Source organism: Kitasatospora sp. NPDC001664, assembly GCF_053596675.1.
The window spans coordinates 135,010-150,977 of the sequence record NZ_JBSFGS010000016.1; the positions used below are offsets into that span (position 1 = coordinate 135,010).

At 73.8% G+C, this 15,968-nt stretch carries 13 protein-coding genes; 8 read left to right on the top strand and 5 right to left on the bottom strand.

The window, feature by feature from the left end:
- Positions 1–26 precede the first annotated feature (26 nt).
- The 3 genes from ACWCYY_RS23325 to ACWCYY_RS23335 are packed head-to-tail and all read right to left on the bottom strand — an operon-like array spanning position 27 to position 3,099.
- The gene (locus tag ACWCYY_RS23325) at positions 27–1,379 is read right to left on the bottom strand and encodes an acyltransferase (protein WP_449797109.1); all 1,353 of its coding nucleotides are present in this window, start codon (positions 1,377–1,379) and stop codon (positions 27–29) included.
- A gap of 37 nt (positions 1,380–1,416) precedes the next feature.
- On the bottom strand, positions 1,417–2,283 hold the full coding sequence (locus tag ACWCYY_RS23330) for a polysaccharide deacetylase family protein (RefSeq protein WP_449797110.1): 867 nt from the start codon (positions 2,281–2,283) through the stop codon (positions 1,417–1,419).
- A gap of 30 nt (positions 2,284–2,313) precedes the next feature.
- Positions 2,314–3,099 carry a sporulation protein gene (locus ACWCYY_RS23335; protein ID WP_345289332.1) on the bottom strand — a complete coding sequence of 262 codons (786 nt, stop codon included), beginning with the start codon at positions 3,097–3,099 and terminating at the stop codon, positions 2,314–2,316.
- A 174-nt stretch (positions 3,100–3,273) separates the two neighbouring features.
- Between ACWCYY_RS23335 and ACWCYY_RS23340 the strand changes: the two genes are divergently transcribed.
- Positions 3,274–4,656, top strand: a complete 1,383-nt coding sequence (locus tag ACWCYY_RS23340; protein ID WP_449797111.1) for a hypothetical protein — start codon at positions 3,274–3,276, stop codon at positions 4,654–4,656.
- A 108-nt stretch (positions 4,657–4,764) separates the two neighbouring features.
- Here ACWCYY_RS23340 and ACWCYY_RS23345 read toward each other — a convergent pair whose 3' ends face one another.
- A complete protein-coding gene (locus ACWCYY_RS23345; RefSeq protein ID WP_345289330.1) occupies positions 4,765–5,781 on the bottom strand; it encodes a LacI family DNA-binding transcriptional regulator in 1,017 nt (338 codons plus the stop codon).
- Positions 5,782–5,907: 126 nt separating this feature from the next.
- Here ACWCYY_RS23345 and ACWCYY_RS23350 point away from each other — a divergent pair, with 126 nt between their 5' ends.
- The 4 genes from ACWCYY_RS23350 (at position 5,908) to ACWCYY_RS23365 (ending at position 11,982) form a co-directional block, all read left to right on the top strand.
- Positions 5,908–7,026, top strand: a complete 1,119-nt coding sequence (locus ACWCYY_RS23350; RefSeq protein ID WP_345289329.1) for an alpha/beta hydrolase — start codon at positions 5,908–5,910, stop codon at positions 7,024–7,026.
- An 89-nt stretch (positions 7,027–7,115) separates the two neighbouring features.
- Positions 7,116–9,422 (top strand): ArnT family glycosyltransferase, encoded by a 2,307-nt coding sequence (locus tag ACWCYY_RS23355; RefSeq protein ID WP_380148835.1) that lies wholly within the window; start codon positions 7,116–7,118, stop codon positions 9,420–9,422.
- Between the two features lie 162 nt (positions 9,423–9,584).
- Entirely contained in the window at positions 9,585–10,343 is a 759-nt protein-coding gene (locus tag ACWCYY_RS23360; protein ID WP_345289327.1) for an HNH endonuclease family protein, read from the top strand.
- Between the two features lie 40 nt (positions 10,344–10,383).
- Complete coding sequence (locus tag ACWCYY_RS23365) at positions 10,384–11,982, top strand: alpha/beta hydrolase (protein ID WP_449797112.1); 1,599 nt, start codon at positions 10,384–10,386, stop codon at positions 11,980–11,982.
- A gap of 161 nt (positions 11,983–12,143) precedes the next feature.
- Here the strand turns inward: ACWCYY_RS23365 and moaA are convergent, their stop codons facing one another.
- On the bottom strand, positions 12,144–13,139 hold the full coding sequence (gene moaA / locus ACWCYY_RS23370) for a GTP 3',8-cyclase MoaA (protein ID WP_449797113.1): 996 nt from the start codon (positions 13,137–13,139) through the stop codon (positions 12,144–12,146).
- Positions 13,140–13,355: 216 nt separating this feature from the next.
- Between moaA and ACWCYY_RS23375 the strand changes: the two genes are divergently transcribed.
- From ACWCYY_RS23375 to ACWCYY_RS23385, 3 genes are all read left to right on the top strand, one after another.
- Positions 13,356–13,946: a nucleotidyltransferase family protein gene (locus ACWCYY_RS23375; protein WP_449797114.1), complete on the top strand. Its 591-nt coding sequence runs from the start codon at positions 13,356–13,358 to the stop codon at positions 13,944–13,946.
- 140 nt (positions 13,947–14,086) lie between these two features.
- Complete coding sequence (locus ACWCYY_RS23380; protein ID WP_449797115.1) at positions 14,087–14,941, top strand: hypothetical protein; 855 nt, start codon at positions 14,087–14,089, stop codon at positions 14,939–14,941.
- 156 nt (positions 14,942–15,097) lie between these two features.
- Positions 15,098–15,883 carry a hypothetical protein gene (locus ACWCYY_RS23385; RefSeq protein ID WP_449797116.1) on the top strand — a complete coding sequence of 262 codons (786 nt, stop codon included), beginning with the start codon at positions 15,098–15,100 and terminating at the stop codon, positions 15,881–15,883.
- The last annotated feature ends 85 nt before the right edge of the window (positions 15,884–15,968 follow it).

Consider the following 15,968-nt stretch of genomic DNA (forward strand, 5'->3'; position numbering starts at 1 on the left):
GGTGGGGGCGGGCCGGCGGCCTGCGGTCAGGCCAGCTTCTTCATCTGCCGCGCGATCGCCGGGAGTTGCTCGTCGGCCGCCCGGTGCGAGTGCAGCAGGGCCTGCCCCGCCTCGGTGCGCAGCCGGCCGGCCAGCCGGACCGGCAGCGAGACGGTGAGCAGGTGACCGCTCCCCTCGAAACCCTCCACCAGCCATGACACCCACGGGAGTTGGACGCTGGCCGCCGGGCTGAAGGCGATCGGCCGGTGCCCCTCGAAGGCCAGCTCGTAGACCCCGGAGCGGGACCAGGTGGAGAGGGTGAAGGTCTTGGCTCCCGGGTCGAAGCCGAGCGGGACGCACTCGCGCAGCCGCTCCCGGCCGAGCCCGGCGAGGAAGTCACGGTTGGTCCGCAGGCTGAGGTGGTCGGTGAGGAATCCCTCCACCCCGGCCCGGATCTCGGCGGCCAGTGCGGCCGGATCGGCGTCGGCCGGGCAGCTCAGCACGATCTCCCCCAGCACGTTGCCCAGACCGCCGGCCGGCAGGCCCAGGTGGCGGCGCACGTTCACCGGCAGCACCAGGGTGCGGGCCTCGTGGTCCTCGTCCAGCCGGCGGACCGCGGTGACCACATGGGCGCAGAGCACGTCGTTGACCGACAGCCGGCGCCCCGCCGACTCCTCGAACCCGTCCCGCAGCCGGGCGACTTCGGCGTCGGTGAAGTACACCTGTACGGTGCGGTTGGCCCGGGCCGCGACCGCGAACTCCCGGCCCAGCAGCTCCGCCTCCTCCGCCCCGGGGATCCTGAACCCCAGCCGCCCGGAGTCCCGCTCGGGCAGCACCGAGGCCAGGTACGCCTCCCGGTCCTCGACCGGCAGCACCTCCGGCAGCTCGGCGCCGTCCACCGCCGCCGACCAGGCCCGCATCAGGGTCATGAAGGTCTGGACGTCCCCGAGCACGTGGTGCCAGGAGCACCCCAGTGCCGTCCCGCCGTCCGCGAGGCGGGTCAACCGGACGGTGAACAGCGGGAGTTCGCCCTCGTGAACGGCCTGGGCGGCGACGTGGTCGACGTACCCGGAGGCCGCCAGGGTCATCCGGCCGAGCGCCTCGCCCAGGGCCTCGGGGGCGTCCGCCGAGACCATCGGGACGCCCGCGTCGGAGCAGACGATCTCCAGGTCCGCACCGGTGCTCCGCAGCCGTCCGGCGAACATCGGCACCCGGCCCAGCGCCACCGCCAGGCCGTCCGCGAGCCGCTGCTCGTCCAGCGGGCGGTCGTAGAAGAAGACGACGGAGACCGCCAGCTCGGCCAGCATCGCGTCGGAGACCCCGCAACGGATCACCTCGCCGGAGGCCGTCCCGGCCCGGACGGTGCGCACTCGCTCGGTGGTGGTACTGGTGGTGGTCATGGCTGGCCCTCCCGGTGGTTGACCGGCACGATAGCGGCTAACCCAGGTGGTCTACACCATTCGAGAGGCGTACGAACCTCCGCCCGGCACCGAGCAGTTCCGGCAGCGCGGCGGCGAAGCCGGTGGCGGTGCCGTGCCCGGGCCGGTTGACGTGCGCGATCACGATCGCCCCGGGGCCGACCGCGGCCAGCGCCTGCCGCACCTGGGCGGCGCTGAAGGTGGCCCCCGCGTCGGCGTTCACGGTGAACCCGGCCACCCGCTCGCCCAGCTCACCGACCACCCGGACGGCGGTCTCGTCGTAGTGCGCGGTGCCGGAGCGGAAGAAGCGCGGCGGACGGCCGGTCAGTTCGGCCAGCCCCTGGTGGTTGGCGGCCACCTCGTCGTAGACCTCGCCGACGTCCCGGGTCCCGGCGATCCCGTACGCGGAGCGGCCGTCCACCGAGAGCGGGCGGTGCGCGGTGCCGTGGTTGGCCAGCTCGAACAGCGGATCGGCGGCCAGCTCCCGGGCCCGCCCCGGATCGGCCGCCAGCCAGCGCGCGTTCACGAACAGGGTGGCGGGCACGGCGTGCTGACGCAGCGTCCGCAGCAGCGCCTCGTCGCAGCCGCTGCCCCCGGGGCCGCCGCAGGCGTCGAAGGTGAGCGCGACCTCCTCCCCCGCCAGGCGGCCGAGCACGCCGGGCACGTCCGTCCCCCAGCGCCCGGCGGGCTGCCCGCCGTACCGGGCGAGCACCTCCGCCCGGGTCGGCGGGGGCGCGGGCGTCGGGGAGGGCGACGGGCTCGGCGGGTCGGAGGACGGCGGAGCCGAGGACGCGGCGGGTGACGGTGGTCCCGTCACCGGGCCGCCGCAGGCAGCCACCAGGCCCGCCGTCACCCCGCCGAGGAGCGCCCTGCGACTCACTGACATCCCGTCACCGTAGGCGCGGGACCGGTCGGATCAGAGCCAGCCGCGCTGACCGCCCACCGAATGGAGCCACTGGTGCAGGTACCCGGCCCAGTCCGTGGCGTTCACGTCCGCGTGCGCGACGGTGAAGGAGCGGAAGGTGTCGGACCCCTCGGTGAAGAGGCCGCCCTTCTTGTCCATCTCCAGCACCACGTCCACCGCGTGCTCGTCCGCCACGAAGGAGAGCTCGACCTGGTTCAGGCCCGGGTACTGCTGCTGCGGCGCGAAGAACTCGATCTCCTGGTAGAACGGCAGCCGCTGGCGGGTGTTGCGGATGTGGCCGCGCTCCAGGTCCGCGCTCCGGAAACCGAAGCCGAGCCGGCCGAACGCGTCCAGGATCGCCTGCTGCACCGGGAGCGGGTGGACCACGATCGGGTCGAGGTCGCCCGCGTCCACCGCGCGGTCGATCGCCAGCTCGGTGTGCACGCCGAGCACCATGCCGCGCAGCTGCTGCCCGCCGACCGCCGTCACCGGCGTCTCCCACGGCACCGGAATCGCGAACGGCACGGCGTGCAGCGCGCCCTCCTTGAGCTCGAACTCCCCGCCGAGCCGGGTCGGCTGGAAGCGGATGTCCTGGTGGTGCTCGCCCTCGCCGCTCTCCACCTCGACCCTGGCCTGGAGGCTGAGGGTCAGCCCCTCGATCCGCTGGTCCACCTTGCCGCCCTGGATCCGCACCTCACCGTGGAGCGTGCCTCCGGGCAGCACGTTCGGGTCGGCGAGGACCGTCTCCACCGAGGCACCACCGGCCCCGAGACCGGCCAGCAGTCGCTTGAATCCCATCGCGCTTCCTCTCATCGGATCTGCCCCGAGTCTCCCACCTCATCCCCGAATGTCGGAAGTCCCGACCCATCGGTGCGGCATTGTTACGGTCAATTCCCTTGAACAGCAAGGGAATTCACTTAACATTTCCCCCGGCCCGCCAAAACGGGCCTTCCACGGGGGAGGAAATCACACATGACCGGATTCACCGGTTCCAGGGTGCGCACGGCACTGGCCTCAGCCGGAACGTTCGCCCTCGTCCTGCTCACCGCACCTCCGGCCGGTGCCACCACCGGCGCGCCGGCCGTTCCCACCGACCTGTTCAACGGGCTGAACTTCTGCTCCACCGCGCCCGGAGCCCCCACCCGGCTGTGGGGCGGCAACGGGGTCGAGCTGATGGGAGTCCCGCAGCACACCTACCCCACCGGGCACCCCTACCTGGCCGCCGAGTACCGGTTCTGGCCCGTCGAGGACCCGGCCCGGACCGCCACCCTCACCAGCACCGAGGTGAGCACCCGCTTCGAGGCCCCGGTCACCGTGCCGATGGCGGCGCTCACGGAGGGCCCCACCTACGGCTGGGCGGTGCGCAGCGTGGCCGGGAGCGAGGTCTCCGGCTGGTCCGCACCGTGCTACTTCGCCGTCGACAACACCCGCCCGGCCACCGCGCCGCTGGTCACCTCCTCGAACTACCCCGAGGGCAAGTGGAGCGACGGCGGCGAGCCGGTCGAGTTCACCTTCGACGCCAACGGCACGGGGGACGTGGCCGGGTTCGAGTTCTCCTGGGGCGAGCTGCCGGTGCACGGCACCGCGATCGGCCAGTACGGCATCCCCAAGCCCACCGACCCGTACGCCGACGCCGACCACTACGTCCGCGCCGACCGGCTCGGCGGCCGGGCCACCGTCAAGCTGCTGCCGCCGGCCGGCTGGTTCTCCCGCCACACCCTCACGGTGGTGAGCCTCGACCGGTCCATGAACCAGTCCTCCCGGGTGACCTACCAGTTCAACCTGCGGTCCACCGCCCCGTCCGTCGCGGCCGTCCCGCCGCTGGTCGAGTTGGGCACCACCGTGCCGCTGCGGCTGACCCCGAACGCGCACGCGCAGTCCGTCAGCCGGATCGTCTCCTACGCGGTGGAGATCGAGTCGGAGGACGACACCCGGACGGTCGAGGTGGCGGCAAGGAAGGACGGCACGGCCGTCCTTCCGGTCCTGCTGACCGAGGGGACCAGCCTCCGGGTGTCCAGCCGGAGCGCCAACGGCTGGATCAGCGACGAGCGTTGGTGGTTCAGCGGCGAGGCGGTCGCCACCGGTGTCGGCTCGGCGGTCTACCCGGAGAACCGGTGCGGCGGCGGCGTCGGCACCCCGGGCACCTTCACCTTCACCCCGCACGCGCCCGGCGTGGTCTCCTACGTCTACTCCGTCGACGGCGGCGAGGAGCACACCCTTCCGGCCCGCCACCACGGCCGGGCCACCCTCACCTGGACCCCCACCGAGAGCGGTGACCACTACCTCGACGTCCGTGCGAGGACGGCCGACGGCCGCGAGTTCGGCTCCCGCCCCTACGGCTTCTGCGTGACCTGACCCGTCAGGGGCACGAGGAACTGCGCGAGTCCGGAAGGCGGACCGGCGTGGGATCGGGGCACGTGAGCCAGTTGCACGTGTTGCCGTTCCCCTTCCGGCCCTCGGCGGTCAGGCGGACTCGCGGACCACGAGCTCCGGTTCGAAGACCACCGAGGCGGGCCCGGCGGCCGGGTCGGCGACGCGTTCCAGCAGGATGCGGGCCATCTCGGCGGCCATCCGCTCCACCGGCTGACGGACCGTCGACAGCAGCGGAAGCCCGCCGGTGGCCGCGCTGCTGTCGTCGAAGCCCACCACCGCCACGTCCTGCGGCACCCGCCGCCCGTGCTCGGCGAGCACCGCGACCGCGCCCCGGGCCATCAGGTCGTTGGCGGCCACCACACCGTCCAGGTCCGGGTGCGCGGCGAGCAGCCGCGCCATCGCCGCCGCCCCGCTGGCCTGTCCGAAGTCGCCCTCGGCCGACGGCAGGTCACCGAGCACCTCGCGCACCCCCGCCTCCCGGTCCCGCCCGGCGGAGATCGCGGAGGGCCCGGCGATGGAGACGATCCGGCGGCAGCCGCGGTCCCGCAGGTGCCCGGCGGCCAGCCGGCCGCCCTCGACGTTGGCCAGGTCGACCCAGCTCAGCCCGTCGGCCAGGCCCTCCGGCGGGCTGCCGAAGACCACCACGGGCAGCCCGGCCTCCACCAGTCGGCCGGGCAGCGGGTCCCCGGCCCGGGTGGAGACCAGCATCGCGCCGTCGGCGTTGCCCTGCCGGAGGAAGGAGAGCACCTCCTCGCGGGCCGCCGCGTCGTCCGCCAGCATCAGCACGGGGTGCACGCCGAGCGGGCGCAGCGCGCCGATCACTCCGCTGACGACCCGTCCGAAGAAGGGGTCGGTGAAGATCTCGCCCTGCCCGGGCGCACCGGAGAAGACCAGCGCCACCGCCCCGGCCCGTCTGGTCACCAGGGCCCGGGCGGCCGCGTTGGGGACGTAACCGGTGGCGGCCACCGCGTCCCGGACCACCTGTTGGAGCTCGGGGTCCACGTTCCGGATGTTGTTGATCACCCGTGAGACGGTCGATCGCGAGACCCCCGCCTCCCGGGCCACGTCCTCCAGCGTCGCGGGCCGCCGCGCCAGGGCTTCGCTCATGCGGCCGTTTATAGCACGAGCGGGAGGGCAGCCCCGGCGTGATCGCGGGGGCAGACCCGGTGCGGAACGGGGCAGTCCGGGGCCCCGGAGCACCGGACACAGGAATCTCTCATCTACGATCAGCAAGTGCCCAGCTTGACCGGAACCCCGATCCAGATCGTCGCCGTCGTCCTCGCGGTGGTGGCGTTCGTGCTCACCATGTGGCTCTGGCCGCGGCTCGCGGGGAAGGGGTGGAAGGCCTGGGCCGGGCGGATCGGCGCCTTCCTGGTGGCGCAGGTCGCCCTGCTGGCCGCGATGGGCCTGGTGGCCAACTCCTACTTCGGCTTCTACACCAGCTGGACCGACCTGCTCGGCACCAGCGGCAGCCCCGGCGTGGTGGTGGAGCAGCAGCCCGGCAAGGCGGTGGCGCTGCGCGGGGAGCAGAAGGTGTACTCCTCGCAGGGCTCCTCCCGCGAGCGGGCCGGGGTGATCCAACAGGTCACCATCAAGGGCGCCAAGTCCGGCATCAGCGGCGACGCCTACGTCTACCTGCCGCCGCAGTACTTCCAGACCGACTACGACCACCGCAGGTTCCCGATGGCGCTGGTGCTCTCCGGCTACCCGGGGTCGGCCGAGAAGCTGATCTCGCTGCTGGAGTACCCGGCCTCCACGCTGGCCGCGATCGAGTCCGGCAAGCTGCCGCCGACCGTGCTGGTGATGATGCGTCCGACCGTGGTCGGCAACCGGGACACCGAGTGCGTCGACGTCCCGCGCGGCCCGCAGGTGGAGACGTACTTCACCGAGGACCTGCCGAAGGCGGTCGCCGCCTCCTACCGGGTGTCGGACCAGCCCGACCAGCGGGTCGCGATCGGCAACTCCACCGGCGGGTACTGCGCCCTCAAGTTCGCGCTGCGCAAGCCGGACTCGTACCGCACGGCGATCTCGCTCTCCGGCTACTACACCACCCCGATCGACGCCACCACCGGCGACCTGTTCGAGGGGGACGAGCAGCTGAAGAAGGAGAACGACCTGGTCTGGCTGCTGAAGAACCGGCCCGCCCCGGCGGTCTCGCTGCTGCTGGCCACCAGCTACAACGAGTACAACTACCAGGCCACCAAGGAGATGGTCGCCAACTTCAAGGCGCCGACCCGGATGGCGACCATCACCCTGGACAGCGGCGGCCACAACTTCCACACCTGGACCAGGGAGATCCCGCCCGCGCTGGAGTGGCTCGGCAAGCACCTGACGCAGGTTCAGTCCGCCTGAGCCCCGCCGGGGAACGGGGCGGCCGGATTTGAAAGCGGCTCACAGCCGCCCCTCATCGGAATCTCAGGGGGACGCCCGAGCGTATCCCCATGACCACGACCAGTTCCCCACCTCCGACCAGCGAACCGTGGCCCGAGGCTGCGAACTACCCGCCGCCGGAGCCGCCCGCCGCCCCGACGCCACCGGCCCGGGCCGAGGTCCCCCCGCTCTTCCCCTCCCTCCCGCTGCCGGCCACCGGCCCCAAGGGCCCGGCCACCTGGTCCGCCCGGCTGGCCACCCTCCCGGCCCGCACCTGGCGCGGCCGCCCCGACGACCCGGCCTGGGCCCGCCCGGCGCTGCTCGGCCTGCTGGCCCTGACCGCGGTCCTCTACTTCTGGAACCTGACCGCCAACGGCTGGGCCAACTCCTTCTACTCGGCGGCCGTGCAGGCCGGTTCGCAGAGCTGGAAGGCCTTCTTCTACGGCTCCTCCGACGCGGCCAACTTCATCACCGTCGACAAGGCGCCGATGTCGCTCTGGCCGATGGCGCTCTCCGCCCGGGTGTTCGGCCTCAACTCCTTCAGCCTGCTGATGCCCCAGGTCCTGATGGCGGTGGGCACCGTGGCCACCGTGTACGCGACGGTGCGCCGCCGGTTCTCCCCGCTCGGCGGCCTGGTGGCCGGGGCGGTGCTGGCGCTCACCCCGGTGGCCGCGCTGATGTTCCGCTTCAACAACCCGGACGCGCTGCTGGTGCTGCTGCTCACGCTGGCCGCCTACGGCACCGTCCGGGCCACCGAGACCGCGAGCACCCGCTGGCTGGTGTTCGTCGGCGTGATGCTCGGCTTCGGCTTCCTCACCAAGACCCTCCAGGCCTTCCTGGTGCTGCCCGCCCTCGCCCTGGTGTACCTGGTGGTCGCACCCACCGGTCTCGGCCGACGGGTGGTCCAACTGCTCTACGGCGCGCTGGCATTGATCGTCTCCGCCGGCTGGTGGGTGGCCGTCGTCGAGCTGGTCCCGGCCTCCTCCCGCCCCTACATCGGCGGCTCGCAGGACAACGACTTCCTCTCCGTCACCTTCGGCTACAACGGCCTCGGCCGGATCACCGGCGAGGAGACCGGCAGCGTCGGCGGCGGAGGCCGCCCCGGCGGCGGGCAGGGCGGCGGCATGTGGGGCAGCACCGGCATCAGCCGGCTGTTCGACGGCGACATCGGCGGCCAGATCGCCTGGCTGCTGCCGGCCGCCCTGATCCTGCTGCTGCTCGGCCTCTGGGCCACCCGCCGCGCACCGCGCACCGACGGCGCCCGCACCGCCTTCCTGGTCTGGGGCGGCTGGCTGCTCTGCACCGGCCTGACCTTCAGCTTCATGTCCGGGATCTTCCACCAGTACTACACCGTGGCCCTCGCCCCGGCGGTCGCCGCCCTGGTCGGCATGGGCGCGGACGGCCTCTGGCGGGCCCGGGCCAGGGTCCCGTACGCGACCCTGCTGGCGCTGACCGTCGCCGTCACGGCGGTCTGGGCGTACGTCCTGCTCGGCCGCAGCTCCGAGTTCCTCCCGTGGCTGCGCTGGGCCGTGCTCGCCGTCGGCCTGGTGGCGGCGCTCGTGCTGGCCCTCGCCCCCGTGCTGACCCTGCCCGGCCGCACCGGCGCCCGACTCGGCGCGGTGGCCGGCCTGGCCGCCCTGGCGGCGGCCCTCGGCGGTCCGGCGGCCTACGCGGTCGAGACCGTCGCGACCCCGCACACCGGCTCCATCGTGACGGCCGGCCCCCGGGTCGAGGGCGGCAACGGCTTCGGGCCGGGCGGCGGCGGGCCCCGGATGCGGATGAACGGCGACGGCGGGGGCTTCCCGCAGGGCGGCACCGGGCGCGGCCAGTTCCCGGGCGGCACGGGGCAGTTCCCGGGCGGCAACGGCCAGCTCCCGCAGGGCGGCGGCCAACTCCCGGGCGGCAACGGCCAGTTCCCCCAGGGCGGCGGCCAGCTCCCCGGCGGCACCGGTCAGCTCCCCGGCGGCGGCGAGGCCCGGTTCGGCTTCAGCACCGGCGGCATGGGCGGCCTGCTCAACGGCGCCAAGGTCAGCGACGAGGTGGCCCAGCTGCTCAGGCAGGACGCCGACAAGTACACCTGGACGGCCGCCGCGGTCGGCTCCCAGAACCAGGCCAGCTACCAACTCGCCAGCGGCGAACCGGTGATGGCGCTCGGCGGCTTCAACGGCTCGGACCCCTCCCTCTCCCTGGAGCAGTTCAAGCAGTACGTCGCCGACGGCAAGGTGCACTGGTTCATCGGTGGCGGCGGGATGGGCGGCGGCGGCATGGGCGGCTCCAACTGGTCCTCCGAGATCGCCTCCTGGGTGACGGAGAACTTCACCGCCAAGACCGTCGGCTCCACCACGCTCTACGACCTGACGGCCCAGCCCAAGGGCTGACGGCCCACCACCACGCGCCCCTCGGCGGCTCCCCCGCCGAGGGGCGCGTGTGTGCTTGCACACTCCGTTCCGACGCGCCGTCGCGCCGACTTGACCCCCCGTGAGGCGGCTGCTGTGCTGGTGCACCGTCACCGACCGCACCACCGACCCGGGGGAAGAAACGTGCGCGCCCGCAGGACCACACTCACCGCGACCGCCCTGCTCCTGCTGCTCGCCCCGGCCCTCGCCGCCTGCGGCCCCTCCGGCTCCTCCCAGGACAAGGCCCCCTCCTCCGCCGACGGCGCCGCCCTGGGCACCAACCCGCTGCAGAACCCGGACGGCACCAAGCCCGGCCTGGCCCCGATCACCGCCGACGCGGACAGGAAGGCCGCCCGCGACCTGATCGCCAAGGTCACCACCGCCGAGCCCGGCTCCCAAGCCGGGTACGACCGCGACCAGTTCGGCCCGCCGTGGACGGACAACGTCGACGGCGTCCCGTTCGGCCACAACGACTGCGGCACCCGCGACGACCTGCTCGCCCGCGACGGCCGGTCCGTGGCCCGCAAGGACGGCTCCGCCTGCGTGGTCACCGGGATGACCATCTACGACCCCTACACCGGGCAGACGGTGCAGTGGACCAAGCAGCAGGCCACGAAGATCCAGATCGACCACGTGATGCCGCTCTCCTACGACTGGAAGCAGGGCGCCTCCGCCTGGACCAAGGCCAAGCGCGTCCAGATCGCCAACGACCCGCTCAACCTGATCCCCGCCGACGGCTCGCAGAACGCCTCCAAGGGCGACTCCGGCCCCTCCGCCTGGCTCCCGGCCAACGAGGCGGTCCGCTGCTCCTACGCGGTCCGCTTCGCCCAGGTCTCCCTCAAGTACCAACTCCCGGTGGTCCCGGCCGACAAGAAGACCATGCTGGGCCTCTGCGGCGGATAACGAGATGATCACCGGGGCGGTCGGATGATAGCCATGGGCGGTGATCACCGACACCGCCCGGCTCTCCGGCCGCCTGCTCCCCGTCGCCCTGGCGGCCGCCCTGCTCGCCGGGTGCACCTCCGGCACCGAGGCGGCGGCGCCGAGCAGCTCCGCGAGCCCGACCCAGACCACCACCCCGAGTGCGAGCCCCAGCCCGGCCCCGAAGCCGACCGGCGAGGCCGATCCCGCGCTCAAGCCGTACTACGGCCAGCAGTTGGCCTGGGCCGCCTGCACGGACGACCCGAAGACCGCGAAGCTCGACGAGTCCACCGCGGAGTGCGCACGCCTGCGCGTCCCGCTGGACTACGCCGCCCCGGGCGGCGAGACCATCGAGATCGCCCTGTCCCGCCGCCGGACCGCCCAGGACGGCAAGCGGATCGGCTCGCTGGTGCTCAACCCCGGCGGCCCCGGCAGCTCCGGCGCCGGCATGGTCCAACGGGGCACCGAGTTCGGCAAGGACGGCCTGCGCGAGAGCTACGACCTGGTCGGCTTCGACCCGCGCGGCGTCGGCGCCAGCACCGCCGTGCACTGCATGGACGACCGCGCCCGGGACGCCTTCGACAGCACCGACACCCGGGACGGCACCCGCGGCAAGGCCATGGCCGACGCCTGCCGGGCCAACTCCGGCACGCTGCTCCCCCACGTCGGCACCCGCGACGCCGCCCGCGACATGGACGTCCTGCGCGCCGCCCTGGGCGAGGCCAAGCTCAACTACTTCGGCTTCTCCTACGGCACCTACCTGGGCTCCCGCTACCTGGAGCAGTTCCCGGACAAGGCCGGCCGGGTCGTCCTGGACGGCGCCGTGGACTCGACGCTCAGTCAGCTCGACCACGCCGTCCAGCAGAACATCAGCTTCGAGAAGGCCCTGCGCGCCTTCGCCGCCGACTGCGCGCAGCAGAAGCAGTGCAGCCTCGGCAAGGACCCCGAGCAGGCGCCCGCCAAGCTGGCCGCCTTCCTCGACGGCCTGAAGAAGGAGCCGCTGACCACCACCGACGGCCGCTCGCTCACCTCGTCCTCCGCCTGGACCGGCACCCTGAGCATGCTCTACGGCAACGCCACCAGCTGGGAGTACCTGCGCAACGCCCTCGGCTGGGCGATGCTCCGCGACAAGGGCGACTACCTGCAGGCGATGGCCGACGACTACTACGACCGCGGCGAGGACGGCAAGCACAGCAACATGCTCGACGCCTACACCGCGATCCACTGCGCGGACCCGGGCGCGGACGTCCCCACCGCGGCGCAGCTCGCGGCCGCCCGGCAGAAGCTGCACGACGAGGCACCGCTGATCTCGGCCCGCTACACCGACGAGGACCTCTTCGACCCGGACTGCCGCAGCTGGCCCTACCGGACCACCGAGCAGCCCGCCCCCACCAAGGCCCCCGGCGCACCCCCGGTCCTGGTCGTCGGCACCACCGGCGACCCGGCCACCCCGTACGCCTGGGCCGAGCAGCTCACCACCGAGCTCGGCAACGCCACCCTCCTCACCCGCGAGGGCGAGGGCCACACCGGCTACAACAAGAACCCCTGCACCACCACCGCCGTCAACACCTTCCTCACCACCGGCACCCTCCCCGCCCCGGGCACCCGCTGCAAGGACTGACCGCCGCCGGCAGGGCAGCGCGCCAGGGGCGCGAGGAACTGCGCGCCGTGGAAAGGCAGCACCTGCAACTGGCTGACGGTGGTTCAGTTGCCGGTGCGCCGCCTTCCGACCCGCGCAGTTCCTCGCGCCCCTGAGGCCGCTGCCCTGCCGAGCGTCCGCCGTCAGCCCCCGATGGCCGACATGGGGCGGGCGGGCTGGACGAAGTCGGCGGAGCTGATGTCGTGGCCCGGGCCCTTGCGGGCGATGGTGTTGCGCCAGGCGCGTTCGATCGCCGCGTCGTCGGCACCGCCGCGCAGCAGCGCCCGCAGATCGGACTCCTCGGTCGCGAAGAGGCAGTTCCGCAGCTGCCCGTCGGCCGTCAGCCGGACCCGGTCGCAGCCGCCGCAGAACGGCCGCGTCACCGAGGCGATCACCCCGACCACCACGTCCGTCCCGGCGATCCGCCACTCCTCCGCCGGGGCGTTGCCGTGCCGCCCCACCGGCACCAGCTCCCAACGCTCCGTCAGCACCGCGAGCAGCTCGTCCGCCGTGATCATCCGGTCCCGCTCCCACGCGCCCTGCGCGTCGAGCGGCATCGACTCGATGAACCGCATCCGGTACCCGTGCTCCGCCGCGAACTCGACCAGCTCCACGATCTCGTCGTCGTTGACGCCCCGCACCGGGACCGCGTTGACCTTCACCGGCGCCAGTCCGGCGGCCTGGGCGGCGGCGAGGCCCGCGAAGACGTCGGCGATCCGGTCCCGGCGGGTGATCTCGGCGTAGCGTTCGGGCCGCAGGGTGTCCAGGCTGACGTTGACCCGGTGCAGTCCGGCGGCCTTCAGGTCGGCCGCCGTGCGGGCCAGCCCGATGCCGTTGGTCGTGAGCGAGACCTCGGCCCCGAGCACGCTCAACCGCTCCACCAGGCCCGGCAGGCCGCGGCGGAGCAGCGGCTCGCCGCCGGTCAGCCGCAGGGCGGTGATGCCGAGGCGGGTGACGGCGATCCGGGCCAGCCGTTCGACCTCGTCGTCCGTGAGCACCTCGGCCCGGGGCAGCCAGTTCAGACCCTCGGCCGGCATGCAGTAGGTGCAGCGCAGGTTGCAGCGGTCGGTGAGCGAGACCCGCAGATCGGTGTGGACCCGGCCGAAGCGGTCCACCAGCGGGCTTGGTGCGGTGTCCATCTGCCCAGTACAGGGCCCGCCCCCCGGCGAGCACCAGCGGCGGAAGCACCGGCCCACCCCGCTGACCTGCGGCGGCGCCCTGTGCGATCGCACAACTGCCCCGTCCTCCCCACCGGCCCCAGACTCTCCGTACGGGGCCCCGGGGGTGCGCCGTGGAGCAGGATGGGCCGTACGGCACGCCACGCGGTGCGGCGAGCGCAGGAGGAGAGCAGCGGCATGAGTCCCGTGAACGTCCCGGCACTGGTCCTCGCGGCGGGCGGCGGACGCCGCCTGGGCGGGCGCCCCAAGGCGCTGATCACCCGTCAGGGGCGCCCGCTGCTCTCGCACGCGCTGAAGGTGGTCCGCGAGGGCGGCTGCGCCGGAGCGGTGGTGGTGCTGGGTGCCGCCGCCGAGCAGGTCCGGGCCGCCGTGGACACCGGGGCGAGCGTCCTGGTGGACAACCCCGACTGGGAGGGCGGCATGGGCTCCTCGCTCCGCGCCGGGCTGGCCGCACTGCCAGCGGACGCCACCGCCGCCCTGGTGATGCTGGTGGACACCCCGGGCGTCACGCCGGCGGCCGTGGCCCGGCTGCTCGCCGCCCACGCGGCCGGTGCGGACCTGGCCGCCGCCGGTTACCACGGGCGGCGCGGCCACCCGGTGCTGATCGGTGCCCGCCACTTCGCCGAGGCGGCCGCCGGTGCGGTCGGCGACGCCGGGGCCCGTGCCCTGCTCGCCGCCCATCCGGTCGAGCTGGTCGAGTGCGGCGACGTGGCCGTCCCGGACGACCTGGACACCCCGGAGGACCTGGCCCGCTGGGGCGCGGGCTGAACCCCCGCCCGACGGGACCGTGCGCCCCTGACGTGCCCCTGGTCTCTCCCTGAGGATTGCCGATATCCGGGCCGACGGCCGGTCGGATCGGGGACGATGGGACCGACCAGGCCAGGCGACCAGAACGGACGGTGTGCACGATGCCCGGAGCACCGCTGCCCGACGACTTCGACGAGCCGGCGGCGGACCGGCCGCACGGTGCGAGCCCGATCCGCTGCCCGGCCTGCCGCCGCGAGCACCTGTACGACCCGCCGAGCCTGCCCTGCCCCTGCGGGGCCCGGCTGCGGGTGCCACTGCTGCGCGGCGGCATACCGGTGCAGATCCGCTTCCGCTCCTGGGAGGACTCCTGGCTGAGCATGCGCTGCCCGCACTGCGGCCGGGACGACCAGTGGCCCCAGCCGGAGTTCACCTGCAACTGCGGCGCCACCGTCCGCCTCCCGGTGGACCGGGCACCCCGGCTGCAGAGCGCCGGCCCCGGCCCCGGGCACCAACGCCCGGCCGCTCACCGGCCGTTGGACAGCCGCGCGCTCGACGGGCTGGACGGACTGCCGGCCGACCGGCGGCCCAGCGTCCCGGTCCAGGGCGGGCCGTCCGCCTGGGAGTACCGGCCGCCGTTCCGCCCGCACCCGGTGCGCTCCGAGGACGACGCGGTGCTCACCGCCGCCCGCTACCTCCGCTGGCTGGGCTTCGACGACCTGGAGATGACGGAGGATCAGGAGACCTCTCTGGTCACCCTGTTGGGCGGCCGGATGGTGGCCCAGGTGGACGGCTCCGGGGCGCCGGCCGACCTCCGCACGGTGGAGTGCCTCTGGCTGCGCACCCTGCACGCGGAGGAGATCGCGGCGGCACTGTTCAGCCGCTCGGGCTTCACCCAGCAGGCGCTGGTGCGGGGCGAGCAACTGCTGGTGGCGCTCTTCCACCTCGACGAGTCCGGCATCCCGCAGCCGGCCAACGGAGCGGCGGAGGCCCTGCTGGAGACGGGGTGGACCTCCTGATCCACCGCCGCTCCGGCGGTCTGGACCAGTCGATCAGGAGGAGCTGATTCCGGATCATCTCGCGCTCGTGATCTGGTGCACAAGCTCACCCCCGTGTTGAATTGCCGCCACAGCGGCCACGCCCGCTCGCTGGACACCGCGCACAAGGAGGTGGCGTTGTCGGAGCACGGAACGGCCCTGGGGGGCAGCAAGACGGACGCGGTCTGGCGGCTACGGTCCCGGGGATGTTGGCAGGAGGCCGCCGAACTGCTCCTGCCGGCGGCCCGTGACGACCCCTCGACGGCCCTGGCCCGGGCCGAACTCCTCATCGAGCAGTGCATGTTCACCGCCGCGCACTGGGAGCAGGGCGAGGAGGCGCTGCGCGCGGCGGAGGCCCTGGCCGCCTCCCCCGACCAGCGCGCCGCCGCCGCCTGCGCACGCGGTTTCCTGGCCTACGTGGCCAGCGTGCTGGGCCCGCGGGACCGGCTGGACGAGGCCCAGGCCGCGCTCGGCCGGACCTCGGCCCTGCTCCCGCCGGACGCCCCGGGGCGTCCCCTGCTGGACTTCCGGCGCGGCCTGGTGGCGGAGAACCTGCTGCACGACCGGCAGGCGGCCTGGATCGCGTACCGGCGCGCGCACGACGGCGCGGCCGAGCGAGGTGACGAACTCCTGCGCTCCTACACCTGGCGCCACCTGGCCTCGCTGGCGCTCGCGGCGGGCGATGCCGAACAGGCCCGGGAGGGCTTCCGGGCCTCGCTGACGATCCGTGAGGAGCTCGGCTTCACCGTGGGGGTGGCACCGGCCCTGGCGGCGTTGGCCGAGGTCTCGGAGCCGGCCGAGGCGGCCCGGCTGCGGGCGGAGGCCGCCCGGCTGGTGCAGGCGCTCGGCGGCGTGCCGGTCTGGCTCGCGCGGCGGCTGGACACCGTGCCCGCTCCGGCGGCTCCCCCGGACGGCGGAAGCTGACGGGACGTCGGAAGGGGCATCAGCTAAGGTGAGCCTAACCTGTCCGGTGGGACCCACCCCGGGCAGGTCCGGCTCGCCCGTGCGG